Source organism: Thiohalocapsa sp. (assembly GCF_022340605.1).
In the GTDB taxonomy this organism is placed as follows: Bacteria; Pseudomonadota; Gammaproteobacteria; order Chromatiales; family Chromatiaceae; genus Thiohalocapsa.
Genome location: NZ_JAJDNQ010000163.1, coordinates 1 through 12,536 on the forward strand (window position 1 = coordinate 1; position 12,536 = coordinate 12,536).

General features: G+C 67.8%; 14 protein-coding genes. 5 read left to right on the forward strand and 9 right to left on the reverse strand.

The window, feature by feature from the left end; translation table 11 throughout:
* From LJE69_RS19890 to LJE69_RS19900, 3 genes are all read right to left on the reverse strand, one after another.
* The coding region (locus tag LJE69_RS19890) for a PRC-barrel domain-containing protein (RefSeq protein WP_296927807.1) at positions 1–684 on the reverse strand (684 nt) is incomplete at its 3' end.
* Between the two features lie 283 nt (positions 685–967).
* On the reverse strand, positions 968–1,363 hold the full coding sequence (locus LJE69_RS19895; RefSeq protein WP_296927808.1) for an EF-hand domain-containing protein: 396 nt from the start codon (positions 1,361–1,363) through the stop codon (positions 968–970).
* A 254-nt stretch (positions 1,364–1,617) separates the two neighbouring features.
* Positions 1,618–2,946, reverse strand: a complete 1,329-nt coding sequence (locus LJE69_RS19900) for a DUF4010 domain-containing protein (RefSeq protein ID WP_296927809.1) — start codon at positions 2,944–2,946, stop codon at positions 1,618–1,620.
* Between the two features lie 321 nt (positions 2,947–3,267).
* Between LJE69_RS19900 and LJE69_RS19905 the strand changes: the two genes are divergently transcribed.
* Positions 3,268–3,516, forward strand: coding sequence for a hypothetical protein (locus tag LJE69_RS19905; protein WP_296927810.1), 249 nt, complete (start codon positions 3,268–3,270; stop codon positions 3,514–3,516).
* 135 nt (positions 3,517–3,651) lie between these two features.
* Here the strand turns inward: LJE69_RS19905 and LJE69_RS19910 are convergent, their stop codons facing one another.
* The 4 genes from LJE69_RS19910 to LJE69_RS19925 form a co-directional block, all read right to left on the reverse strand.
* On the reverse strand, positions 3,652–3,780 hold the full coding sequence (locus LJE69_RS19910; protein ID WP_296927811.1) for a hypothetical protein: 129 nt from the start codon (positions 3,778–3,780) through the stop codon (positions 3,652–3,654).
* 314 nt (positions 3,781–4,094) lie between these two features.
* Positions 4,095–4,835 (reverse strand): DUF502 domain-containing protein, encoded by a 741-nt coding sequence (locus LJE69_RS19915; RefSeq protein ID WP_296927812.1) that lies wholly within the window; start codon positions 4,833–4,835, stop codon positions 4,095–4,097.
* Positions 4,836–4,929: 94 nt separating this feature from the next.
* The gene (locus tag LJE69_RS19920; RefSeq protein ID WP_296927813.1) at positions 4,930–5,535 is read right to left on the reverse strand and encodes a superoxide dismutase; all 606 of its coding nucleotides are present in this window, start codon (positions 5,533–5,535) and stop codon (positions 4,930–4,932) included.
* Between the two features lie 78 nt (positions 5,536–5,613).
* The gene (locus LJE69_RS19925) at positions 5,614–6,276 is read right to left on the reverse strand and encodes a flavodoxin reductase (RefSeq protein WP_296927814.1); all 663 of its coding nucleotides are present in this window, start codon (positions 6,274–6,276) and stop codon (positions 5,614–5,616) included.
* A gap of 566 nt (positions 6,277–6,842) precedes the next feature.
* On the opposite strand from LJE69_RS19925, the gene LJE69_RS19930 reads away from it, so the two are divergent.
* The 4 genes from LJE69_RS19930 (at position 6,843) to LJE69_RS19945 (ending at position 9,810) form a co-directional block, all read left to right on the forward strand.
* Positions 6,843–7,283 carry a TusE/DsrC/DsvC family sulfur relay protein gene (locus LJE69_RS19930; RefSeq protein ID WP_296927815.1) on the forward strand — a complete coding sequence of 147 codons (441 nt, stop codon included), beginning with the start codon at positions 6,843–6,845 and terminating at the stop codon, positions 7,281–7,283.
* Positions 7,280–7,573: a hypothetical protein gene (locus LJE69_RS19935; protein ID WP_296927816.1), complete on the forward strand. Its 294-nt coding sequence runs from the start codon at positions 7,280–7,282 to the stop codon at positions 7,571–7,573. Before LJE69_RS19930 ends, LJE69_RS19935 begins: the two co-directional genes overlap by 4 nt.
* A gap of 310 nt (positions 7,574–7,883) precedes the next feature.
* On the forward strand, positions 7,884–8,315 hold the full coding sequence (locus LJE69_RS19940; RefSeq protein ID WP_296927817.1) for a CBS domain-containing protein: 432 nt from the start codon (positions 7,884–7,886) through the stop codon (positions 8,313–8,315).
* A 13-nt stretch (positions 8,316–8,328) separates the two neighbouring features.
* Positions 8,329–9,810, forward strand: a complete 1,482-nt coding sequence (locus LJE69_RS19945) for a sigma-54 dependent transcriptional regulator (RefSeq protein WP_296927818.1) — start codon at positions 8,329–8,331, stop codon at positions 9,808–9,810.
* 152 nt (positions 9,811–9,962) lie between these two features.
* Here LJE69_RS19945 and LJE69_RS19950 read toward each other — a convergent pair whose 3' ends face one another.
* Entirely contained in the window at positions 9,963–10,796 is an 834-nt protein-coding gene (locus LJE69_RS19950; RefSeq protein WP_296927819.1) for a DUF2189 domain-containing protein, read from the reverse strand.
* 468 nt (positions 10,797–11,264) lie between these two features.
* Positions 11,265–12,278: a CHAD domain-containing protein gene (locus LJE69_RS19955; RefSeq protein WP_296927820.1), complete on the reverse strand. Its 1,014-nt coding sequence runs from the start codon at positions 12,276–12,278 to the stop codon at positions 11,265–11,267.
* Between the last annotated feature and the right edge of the window lie 258 nt (positions 12,279–12,536).

The following is a 12,536-nucleotide window of genomic DNA, read 5'->3' on the forward strand; positions in this document are numbered from 1 at the left end:
ACCTTGAGCCTGACCTTGTGCCTGACCTTGTGCCTGACCTTGTGCCTGACCTTGTGCCTGACCTTGTGCCTGACCGGGGGCCTGAGCTTGGCCCTGTTCGCCACCCTGCCCCTGACCTTGGCCCGTGTCCGCCGGCACCCAGTAGGCAATGATGACGCCGCTGACCTCCTCCTGGCCCATGTCCGGCATCTCGTTGGCGCTGAAGGCCGGCGCCTGTTGCACCTGCTCCGGCGTGGCGTCGAGCACCAGGTGGTCCTTACGCGCCAGCGGATAGTCGAAATACCCCACCGGCACCGCAACCACATCACCCTGCGTGTTGCCGGCGAGTAGCTTGCTCTTCATGACGACGTAGCGCACTTGACCCATATCGTCCATCACCAGGTCCTTGACCGTGCCGAGCTTCTTGCCCTCGGTGTTGTCCACCGGCTTGCCGAGCCAGGTGCTGAGCTTGTAGCGGTCGGGCAGCTGTTTGACGATGGATGCTTCACTTTGCCCCGCCTTCTGGTCCGCGCTGCCGGACACGGACGCGGACTGCTCCATTGCGCCCGTCTGCTGATCACCCATGCTCCCGGTGTCGCTGCCGGCGGCGACGGCCCCGGCCGACAGCAGGATGCCGCCCAGCACCAGGGCGATGGTGGACAGACTCGCGACGGGACGCACATGGATTTGCTTTGGCTCGTTCATACTCGACACTCCTCGGTGTGGTTGAAGACGACGCGACCGCGAGGTGCGCTCGCGCCCTCGCCCGCCGGAAGTGCAAGCGCGGGGCCAAGCCCAATCGTGGGCCCAATCGTGGGCCCAATCGTGGGCCCAATCGTGGGCTGAGTGGTGGGGGCAGTGGCGGGTGGGGGCGGTGCAACCGGCGTCCGCTGGGAACGCCGGCTTTCAGCCGGCTCGCCACGCGCCCGGCTCGACACCTACGCTCCGCTCGCTTTCGGCGTTGCGAGCAATGCTTTCACGGTCTCTGTCAGTTGCCTCCCTGGCCGGGCATGTTTTGGCCGGGCGCTGGTGGTGCACCGGTGGGCGGACCCATGCCCGAGCCGCGCATGCGCTGCATGTGCTGCTGCTGGGCCTGGGCGAATTCGTCCGGTCCGACCTTGCCGTCGCCGTTCAGGTCGACGTCGCCGAAGTTGGGCGCCTGGCCGGCCATGCGCATGGGGTAGCCCTGTTGCGACAGGTTTCCCATGCGCTTGGCGCGGGCCTGGTAGAGCTCCTGCTCGGTGATGTTGCCGTCGCCGTTGAGGTCCGCCTCCTTGAAGGTCATGGGTCCTGGATGGCTGCCCATTCCCTGGGCCAGGACCGCCTGGGACAGGCAGAGTGTGAGTGCGGACAGCGTGGTGAGGGTCAGTGGTCGCAGCTTCATGATGGTCTCCGTAGTAGGGGGTTCTGCTTGCAACGACGGTAACGCAATGGGAGTGCCAGTGAGGCGGGATGCCCGCGCCTGGTGCCGGCTTCCGGTGGTGTCCGGCGTTGGTGACTCTTGCCTTGAGCGGTGGCTGGGCAATCCGCACGTCGGTGGTGGCGATTACCACCGTCGACGCGGGGTCTCGCGCGCATCGCGGCGGGGACGCCGCTCCCACGGTGCGGGGTCTCGCGCCGGCTGCGCACACAGAGCCGTTAGCGGCCGTTTTTCCACCACCATTCGAGTATTGGCTCCGGCAGTGTCGCGGGTTGCGTGGCCAGCCACAGGAGCCCCAGGCCGGCGGCGCAGCCGCCGAGCAGCGGCAGGCCCACGCGCAGCGCGAGCCCGCCCGTGCCCACCCACCAGGCGATGCCGGTCTTGAACAGGGAGTTGCTGGCGATGGCCAGCACGATTGCGAGTGTGGCGATGAACGCCGACACCTGCGGTTGGTGCATGCGTGCCACCGAGAGCGTGATGGCATTGACGTCGACGATTCCGGAGATGCCCGCGAGTGCGAGCACCCCGGCATCGCCGAAGCGGTCGGCGGCGAGGCGGCTCAGCAGCATCACCGCCGCCAGCAACAGGCCGAAGCGTAACGCCGAGCCCAGTGCCAACGGGTTTTGGGTGTGCACCGGCGCGGCTCCACCCGCCGGCGCACGACGCAGCCACAACAGCAGTGAGGGCAGGGCGGTGACGAGGAACATGAGGCCGAACGGCAGGCTCAACGGCCGCAGCAGCGCCGGTTGCACTAGGCCGACGATGATCAGGATGCGCGGAAAAAGCGTCGCGTTGGCGAGCAGGATGGCAACGCCGAGCAGGTTGCGATCGGCGTCGGGGCGTTGCGCCAGGCGCGACATCTGCAGCGTCAGTGCGGTCGAAGACGCCAGACCGGCCAGCAGGCCCGTCAGCGGTATACCGGCGTGGGCGCCGGCGATGCGCACGGCGAAGTAGCCGACGTAGGAGATCGCGGCGATCAGCACCACCATCCACCACAACTCGTAGGGATTCAGGGCGGCGGCGGGGCCGAAGCCGCGGTCCGGCAGGATCGGGAGCAGCACCACCGAGATCAGCAGCAGCTGCAGCGTTGCCTGGAGCTCGGTCTCGTCCAGCTTGCCGACCCAGGCCTGGAGCTGTGGTTTCAGGCCAAGCAGCAGGGTCGCGACCACGGTGGCGGATGCCGCTGTCGTGCGATGGCCCAGGGCCGCCAGGGCGCCGAGGGCGAAGGCGAGCAGGCCGGCGATGAGTGTCGTGATGCCGGTGTGGCCGGTCTCCCGGGCTTTGAGCAGGTAGCCGGCAATGGATGCCGCGGCCACGCCGGCGAAGGCCCAGCCGAGCACGCCCGGCGTCGTCTCGCTCGCCAGCACGCCGGCAACGCCGCCGAGGAGTCCGAGCAGGCCGAAGGTGCGCACCCCGCCGGGCCCCGACGCGTATTCGGGCTGCTGCCTGTGCCAGCCGCGCTCGAGCCCGAACAAGAGGCCGATGGCAAGCGCCAGCGCCAGCGAGATCGTGGCTTGCTGCTGCGCGGCGGGTATCAGGGTGTCCATCTTGACTGCATTTTCGGCGCTGCCTCGACCGAGCGGACCGCGCTGGCCATGGGGATGGGGCCATGTGCCGGTCACTCAAGCGCAAGCAAGTTGGACGCGGTGCTGCCTTCAGTGGAAGCACTATTTATGTACGAGTAATATCGCTTATCAACTAAAAGTGTATAGCCTGAGTGAATTCTGCCAGGCGGTCTAAATGACCGAGCGGGCGGCGCGCGTGCGGCGAAGCAGGGCCGGGAAATGTCCTAACCTGATGCAAGGCCAGTCATATCTACTGATCAGGATTTGATGTAATAACTTATGTGTATGTAAGTAATATCTCCGATGTGTCCGATCCGTATCCTTACCGATCCGGTCAGCGGCGAGACCAGGCTGAACGGCTATGTGCGCATTTCGCCCGCCCGGGCCGGGCTCGCCGCCATCGAGAAGCTCCGACGGATGACATTGATGGGTGAGCCCATCGCGGCGCAGCGCCATTTCCACGGTGCCGAATTCGATATCGACGGCGCGCTCATGACCGGCAGCGAGCACGAGCATCGTTCCGAGCTGACGTTCGACCTGGTGGATGACTGAGCTTGTGAACCGTTACTAAGCGCTGGCGGTCCGCGCAACATCGAAAGCGGGACCGGGATCGCAATCGATCCCGATCCCGACGCGTCTGTCGCCAGCGGGTGGCGGGAACTACTTGGCGCAGGTGTTGGGGAGGGATCAGCGGGACATCTCCAGGGCGAAGACCAACGCCAACATCGCCACGGCGGCGAGCACTGACAGGGCGTCTCTCAGGTTGCGATAGGCGGGATGCTGCAATCGGGGATGCTGAAGCGCGGGATTGTTCATGGGGCTGGGCCTCCGATCGACCACGAGTGTAGGAGGGCGATGATGGCGGTCGCCGATGCCTTGCGACGCGTCCTCATGTTCGTGAGATTAGGAGACCCAGTAAAATAGGCAAGATAAGGCTTTCGCGGGAGACATTGAGGTTTTCCTCCGCGTGGGGATGGTCTCGGCACGGACGGCGTCGTCCCGGCGTCCGCGAAGTGGGAGGCCCGTACCGTAACCCCGCTGCCGTTCACGGTTGCCGTCTCGAGGCGCCGAGAGCGCCACTCCCACGGCGGGCGGGGCTGCCTCTCAGTGGCCCGCCCACCAGTTGCCGCCTAACGCCGCTCAGCGGCCGGTGTCGCACCGGCGCTGCCGCGACTTCGCTGTCCGCCGCCCTGCTGCGAGCCGGCTGCCTTTCGCCGTCTGGACGGTCGATCCTCGTCCTGCTCGGCGAGGGCACCGCCGGTCAGCACCGACCGCAGCGCCTCCTCCGGACTGACGTCCAGCGGGCTGATTCGCGCCCGATCCAGGTACAGGGTGTAGCCGCCCACTTGATAGCTCATGGGCAGGTAGACGGCGACGCATCGCTCGGCCGCTGCGTCCTCGGCTTCGGCCGCGTCGTCGGCACCGGCCGCCGCGTCCTGTGCCCCGGGCAGTGTCGCGTGCTCCTGCATGACAAAGCCCACCAACTGTACCTCTCCGTCGCCGAGCGGCAGTCGGACACTGACGGGCCGGCCCATCTCGCCGCGGCTCTGCCCAAAGAAGCGGGAGATGTCCTTCAGGCCCCGGAACAGGCTCTTGACCAGCGGAATGCGGTCCAGCAGTCGCCCCAGCAGATCCAGCAGCCAGCGCACCAGGAATAGGTTGGCCAGCAGGCCGGCGGCCAGGGTCAGGAGCACGCCGGCGGCGAGTCCTAGGCCGGGAATGTACCAGCCGGCCGGCAGCAGGTGCCGGAGCGCGCCGCCCACCACCGACTCCACCCATTCGCCGAGCCAGACCAAGAGTGCAATGGTGAGGGCCAGCGGCGCGAGCAGTGCGATGCCTTGAAGAAACAGATTACGCAGGCGGGTCAGCACGGTGGGGCGCTCCCTGGTGGTGGCCGTTGCGGTTTGGTTCGGAGTGTTCGCGCGGCGGCGGTCGTGCCGATGCGTCCGCCGCCGCGGAGCGGCGCTAGACCTCGAAGGGTTGTCCGCGCGCCAGATTCTCGGCCGCGAAGTCCCAGTTCACAAGCTTCCAGAAGGCATCGACATACTCCGCCTTGCGGTTGCGATAGTCCACGTAATAGGCGTGCTCCCAGATGTCGCAGGTCAGGATCGGCAGCAAGCCTTCGCGCAGCGGGTTGCCGGCGTTGCTCTGACCTTGGATGACGAGCTTGCCGGACGGGTCTAGCGCGAGCCAGACCCAGCCGGAGCCGAACAGGGTGGTCAGGGCCTGGGAGAACTGCTCGCGCAGTGCGTCCGTGGTGCCGAAGTCGCGGCCGATCTGGCTCGCCAGCTCGCCGGCGGGATTGCCGCCGCCGTTGGGGCTGAGGCAATGCCAATAGAACGCGTGATTCCACGCCTGGGCGCCGTTGTTGAAGATGCCGCCATCGGCCTCGACGATGATGTCGGTGAGCGGCGCATCGGCGAAGCGGGTGCCCTCAATGAGTCCGTTCAGCTTGCTCACGTAGGCGGCGTGATGCTTGCCGTGGTGCAGCGAGAGGGTCTCCGCGGAGATGTGTGGCGCCAGGGCGTCCTCGGGATAAGGCAGATCGGGCAATTTGTGCTCGTGGGACATGGTGGCCTCCTGTGGCTGTTTACGGTCGTGGGGGTTGCGGGGGTGGGGGCGCGGTACGGCGCCGGCCGCGTTTGCCGCTCAGCGTTCGTACACCAGCCGGTCTGGGCGGACGCCAAGGGTGAGCAGTGCGGCTTTCATGGCCTCGACGAAGGCGTCCGGTCCGCAGACGTAGAAGTGGCCGTCACGGTTGCGGATGTGGGCCTCAAGGAAGGCGCTGTCCATGCGCCCCCCACGGTGCTGCGCATGCTCGCGGGTGAAGGCGAGCACCAGATCATCGCCGAGGTAGTACGCCAGTTCCTGCGCGCAGATGACGTCCCGCTCGCGCTTGTTGGTGAGCAGGAGCCGGTGACCGGCCAGCGCGTCGTCCTTGGCGAGGCGCCGCAGTATGGCGAGGAAGGGTGTCACGCCCGTGCCCGCGGCGATGAAGGTGCCCGGACCCTGGTAGGCGATGGTGCCGAACGGGTCGCCAAGCAGCAGCTGGGCGCCGGGCTCCAGGGCGTGCAGCGCGTCGGTGACGCCGTCCTGCTCCGGGTAGCGCTTGATGGTGAACTCCAGGACGCGGTCCTCCAGCAGGCAAGTGGGCGTGAAAGGCCGGCGCTGCTGCCGCCACTCATCTTGGTCGATGGCCAGCTCAATGCCCTGGCCGGGCTGCCAGTGCAGGCCGTCCGGGCGGCTCAGGAGCAGGTGCTGCACGTCGTGCGTGACAAATTCGCGCATCAGCAGCGTCGCTTTGTCGGGCATGGTGGTCCTCCCGTCTTGGCATGCGGGGCGGCCGTGCTGTCCTCCGCCGCGTTCTTCAGCTATCGGCAGCAATGGCGATGCCAAGTGGGCCGGGGTTGCCGATGGCAGCACGGTTCCGGGACGCATTCGCCTGCGAGCCCGATACCGGCTTCGATCCCGTTGCGATCCCGGCCTTGCTCGCCGCGGTGCAGGCGAGGCCGTTAGCCGGCTGTGCGCGGCCGCCTGGCCCCGCGCGCCGCGGCGTTGCTGTCCAGCGTCGGGCTGTCCAGCGCCGGCTCGGATGCGGCGCCGCCGGCCGTGCGCGGGCGATCGTAGAGACAGTCCCGGCGGGTCGCTATGCCCCGCTGCGCGGTGCAGATGCCCCGGCGCGGGTCGCCGGATGACCCATCATTCGCCTCAGTGGTCCGCGAGTGATTCCCCGCGGCAAGGTAAGGCTGGGCGGGCCACGGGAGTTGGCGTCGATGCGATTGGACGGATCGGCCCAGGATGGTGCGACGGTTGCAAGTCAGAAGGAGAATCCCCGCGCAACCGCCTTTGCCGGGGCACCGCAGTACCGGAGCTCGGCCATGTATGAGTCAACCGATCGTCGCCATATCTCGTCTGATGACAATGGCTTTCTGGATGACCCCGCGTGCTGGAGCGCGCACCTCGCTGTGCGAACGGCGCGGCAACTCGGCGTCGGCGAGCTCGCCGTCGAGCACTGGTGCGTCATCGAGCGCCTGCGCCGGGGCTGGCTGGACGACCGCAGGCTGCCCGTGCAGCGCCACCTCTGCCGCGAATTGGACCTGGACCGCGACTGCATCACGATGCTGTTCGGCGGGCTCATCGAGGCGTGGAAGGTGGCGGGTCTGCCGGACCCCGGGGAGGAGGCCCGAATCTACATGGAGGACATGGAGACCGACGACACGATTACGGACGACACGCTTGCGGCAAACACGATGACCGACGACACGGTTACGGACGACGTGTCGGGGCTAGGGGAATTGCATAGCGGAGACAACTTATGAACGCATCGCATCGAGCACGCCACCTCAAGCCGATCCCCGGCTGGGGCGGATTCTCCTGGTGGCGCAAGGCCCGTATTTGCTGCGGCCAGCCGACCTTCGCCTACAGCCTACTCTTCGCCTTGGTGGGCATCGCTTTCATGCTCGCCGCGCCCCTGTTGGATCCGAACCTGGCAGTGGTGGGCCTGATCCTGCTGGCGGTAGCGGTCTTCATGTTCGCCACCTTCTGGCTCCTGGCCTACCGTGCCTTCGGTCACGACGACGAGGGGCACGGCTCGGCACAGCGGCATTGAATGGTGTATATGCCCCGGGTTGCGGCTGATATGCGCCGACAGAAGGCCCGTCTACGTGCCGTACCGGCGGTTGCAGCGGTCGAAATCCCCCCAAACATGCGCCTGAAGGCGTAGTCGAGCGCAGCGGCCGATGCGCGGGCGCGGCTCTTGCTTCGCCAACCGTGGATTTCGAATGTCGGTGCAAAGAGCAAAAGCTCGCTGCCGGCGGCCCCGCCCCGCAGGCGTTCGTGGACGGACGCCGCGGGGTCCAGTGCAGATCTGTACCGATCGCACGCCGGCATCGCCAAACCCGTATCCGCAGGAGGTCAACTTGACGCTCATCCAGGCAATAGACACACGCCCGCCGGTGACCACGCCGGACACGACGCTGCGCAGCGCGGCCCGTCAGATGGCGAGCCAGCGTGTGGCGCTGCTGCCGGTGGTCGCCAAGGGGCGGTTGGTGGGCACCCTGTCCGCCTTCGATCTGACTACGCGCACCATTGGCGGCGGTCTGGACCCCGATCGCCGCACGGTACGTGCGGTGATGCGCCCCGATCCACCCACCTGCCGCCCGGAGGACAGCCTGGCGCAGGTGCGCGAACGGATGCGTGCGCTGCGCACACCGGCGCTGCCGGTGATCGAGGCCAACGGCGAGCTGGTGGGCCTCGCCGACCTCTTCGCCGTCGAAGACGCTGAGGCCGCCGGCATGTCCGCCGGCCCGGAGCCCGAGATGATTCAACGCGTACGCGGCGAGGCCCTCTGATGGTATCGACTCCGTGTCAGATTCGATGCTGATCATCGAGGACGAGCCCGCACTCGCGAAGGAGCTCGCGCGGCACTTCATCAGCAAGGGCTGGGATGTAGACACCGCCGGCAGCCTGCGCGAGGCGCGAGCGGCCCTGCTCGGGGAACGGGTGGAGCCGCTGGTGATTTTGGCCGACATGAGCCTGCCGGATGGCAACGCGCTGGACCTGCTGGAAGAGGTCCGCAAGCAGAAGGTGCCGGGCGAGTGGATCCTGCTGACCGGTTACGGCGGCGTGCCGGATTCGGTGCGGGCGCTGCGGCTCGGCGCCTACGACTTTTTGGAAAAGCCCTGTCCCCTGTCGCGGCTGGAGATCATCGTCGCCGGCGCCCGGCGCAGCGCCTTGGCGCAGCGCCGGCTCGCCAGTCAGAACCGCGACAGCCGCAAGCGCTACGCGCCCGAGTCCTACATCGGCGACAGTGCCACGACACGCGAGACGCGGCGCATGATTGCGCGGCTCGCGGAGGTGCCGTTCAGCGCGCTCATTGTCGGCGGAGAGACCGGCACCGGCAAAGGTCTGGTGGCGCGCATCCTCCACCACGGCGGTCCGCGGGCCGAGGGGCCCATGATCGAGGTGAACTGCGCCGCGCTGCCGCGCGACCTGTTGGAGTCGGAGCTGTTCGGCCACGAGGCCGGCGCCTTCACCGGTGCCAAGGGCCGCCACCGCGGCTACCTGGAGCAGGCTCACGAGGGCACGCTGTTCCTGGACGAGATCGCGGAGATGGATCTCGATCTGCAGACCAAGCTGCTGACGGTGCTGGAGGACCGCCGCCTGCGCCGCCTGGGCAGCGAGAAGCTCATCGACGTTGATGTGCAGATCATTGCCGCCAGCAACCGCAACCTGGAAGCGCGGGTGCGCGAGGGCAGCTTCCGCAGCGACCTGTTCCATCGGCTCAGTGTCTTTCGGCTGGACCTGCCGCCCCTGCGCGAGCGCCTGGACGACCTGCACCAACTGGTGCCTGCGCTCATCGACGAGTACAACGCGCGCTCCGGCCGCCGCGTGCGGGTGGTGCCGGACGAGGTCTATGCACGCATGCGCGCCTACACCTGGCCCGGCAACGTGCGCGAGCTGCGCAACGTCATCGAGCGCGCCGTGCTATTGGCACAGGACGAGGTCTTTCCGCTGGAATGGATGCAACTCGGGGAAGGCGTGCCGCAGGCGGCCGAGGCACGTACCGATGAGGTGCCCACGGTGGGGCCCAGGGTGGAGGGCGACCGCCTCAGCATTCCGCTGGACGGCAGCATGGCGCTGGACGACATGGACCGCTACATCATCAAAACGGCGCTGGAGCGCAGCAACCAGAACGTCACCGCCGCGGCGCGCGCGTTGGGGACCACCCGCGAGACGCTGCGCTACCGTATCCAAAAGTACGGCCTCAATACGGACCGCCGGGCTGGCGGCGACAACGGATCGCCCATGTCGGGGCCGCCGTCCAGTGCGCAGCCCCGGTTTTGAGCGACGGCTTCTCCAGCGCGTCAAGGTGGTGAGTCGACGTCCGCGAATCCGGTCCTGCGGCGCGCTTGTGCAGGGTCGCCGACCGGCGGCGACCGCCATTTCGGCACGATGGAGTCGCTCCCTATCGGCCGTATTGGGCCTGCCGCGCCGGCTCAGGTGCTGCTGGTGTCGTCCGCGGCCTCCGCGTTGGCGTTAGCGGCGGTCTGGCGGGGCACCAGGGTATCCCGGTAGGCGTGCCAGGTGGCATAGCCGAGCCAGGGCACCACCAACACAAGGCCCACGTACCAGAGCGTGAAGCCGATGCTGGTCATCGCGAAGATCAGCACCGCCCAGACGAGCATGCTGGGCCAGTTCTCACCGACCGCCCGCCAACTGGCGAAGACGGCGTTGAACAGGTCCACGCGCTGGTCCACCATCATCGGCAGCGACAGCGCGATCATGCGGAAAAACAGCAGCGCCAGGGCCGCCGCGATGCCGCCGTAGACGAGTGCGAAGGGCCAGCTCTTGCCGAACATGATCGGCAGCGGCCGCACCTGCCCGTAGGTGGGCATCACCTCCTGGAAGAAGCCCCCGAACACCAGGTTCGACAGCATGATCCAGTTCAGGAACACGAACAGCGTCGCCAGGCCCAGCAGCGCCAGGCTGGAGACGTTGGCGGAGAGTACCTTCGCCACCGGCAGGTCCTCGCGCTGCTCTTCGCGGCGCTTGGCCATGGCCAGGAGCCCGACGCTCAGGATGGGCGCGATGAACAGGAAGCCCCCGAACAGGAAGGGCACCAGAAAGAACTGATTTCCCGCGGCGGTCAAGACCACCATGAGGAATGCGAACGCGGCGACGATGCCGCCGTACGCCAGGCTCACGCCGGGCATGGCGACGAGGTCGTCGAATCCCTGACGCAGCCAGCGCACCGGCCGCAACAGATCCAGATGGTGGATGTCGAACGCCCGGCGCGGGACGTGGGTCGTGGACAGGAAGTAGGTGCTCATGGTTGTACCTCCTCGGTATGGGATGGATAACGGCGCGGCGGGTACACGGCGTGCACCCGGACCATTCCATTACCCATTCGCAAGCAAGGCGCGCACCACTTCGCCTTCGGGTCTAAGCGCCCGGTGCCGTGCCGCAAGGTGCAGCATCGGCTTGGCGCGTCGGTGCGCACACCAGCCCTCCACTCGGGCGCATGTGGCCCGATGCAGCCGGGGCATTTCCCCCGGCCTGCGGCAGATCGACCGCAAGCGTTGGCTCGCATCGGCATCGGTTGCCGGCATGGCAGCCGCACGCCTGTTGCTGCGCGGGCCGCCGCTGTGGGAGCGGCACTCTCGGTGCCGCGACCGGGGCGCGAGCGCACTCTCGCGCCACAAAAGGCAGTGGCGCTCCCACGGTTCGCGCTAGCAGCGGCACTGTCGGTGTGGGAGCGGCACTCTCGGTGCCGCGACGGTGCCGCGGCCGATTCCAGCTCAGCCGCCCGCGCTTTCCGGGTCCGCTTCGGCGGCTCGCTCGGCCTGCCGCCAGTACGCCGCGATGCGCCGTCGGAACGCCTTGGGTCGCTCCGCGTAGACCAGCTCGCCGAGCAACCGCGCGCGGCGGCGCAGCAGGTCGCGCTGGCGCAGCATCTCGGCGCGCAGGGCGCGCTCCGCGCCGGTCTCGGCCGGTACGGTGTCGCCGGTGTGGAAGGTCGCGAGCAGCTCCTCCAACACCGCGAGGTCGTGATCCTCGCCAAGTAGCGTCTGCAGCTTCTTGACCGCCGCGCCCTGTGTCTTTAGCTGCTCCGGCCAGGCCAGCCGCAGCAGGCGCAGGTGGTAGCGCAGATACTTGGTGCGCTTACGCCACTCGTGGAAAGCCTCGACGCTCGGCATCCGGTACGCCCGTGCCATGGCCTTGCGGCCGCGCCTGTAGGTCTTCTGGAGCCCCGGACCGAACGGGGCGAAGGCGTCGCGCTCACGGCCGGTGTCCGGGAGCTCCCAGCCGGCGAGCCGCTCGCGCGCCTCGAGCATCCGCGCGCGAAATTGGGCGAGCCGGCTGTCGGCGTCGCCGGCGCCGGCGTGCGCCTCGCTGCGGTAGGCGTAGAGCGCGGCGCGCAGCGACGCGAGCTCCAGCGGCTCCGCGTCGGCGTGCAGTCGGGAGGCGCCGGTGTCCGCCTGGTGCCGCGCTGACTTGGCGGGTGAGTTGCCGGCTCGTGCCAGCACCCGATCGAAGGTCTCGACGGCGACGTCTGCATCCCGCACTACGGCCAACTGTGCCGCCGCATCGCGGAACGCCCGATTCTCTGCCTTGTACAAATCCGGTGCCGCGTTGCGCACCAGCCGCAGTAGACCACGCAGCTTCTTCATGGCCTTGCGCGTTTCGTGCACGGCCGCGTCGGATGGCACCCCCGGGTCGTCGACCTGCGCGATCGCGTGCTCGACGAGCGCCGCGCCGATGCGCCGCAGCTCAGCGCCGGCGGGCTGTGCGGGTGTCACCTCGAAGCGCATGGGTGCGACTCCTGCGTGTCGTTGCCGGCACGGGCGCATTGACCGCTGCCGGCCTTGGTCAGCTTGACCGCGTTACCATAGCAAGCTAAGCAACTGGCGTGCCCGGTGGCGTGCGTCTGCACGTCCGGCCGATGTAAGCTCGCCGCGAAGGGTAGAATCGGGGCGATGCCGACCGAGTTATGCTGGCCAAAAGATGCTGGCCGAATGACTCCACCAAATGGCTCCACTGAATGGTCCCGAAAGATCTGTGTCTCATGA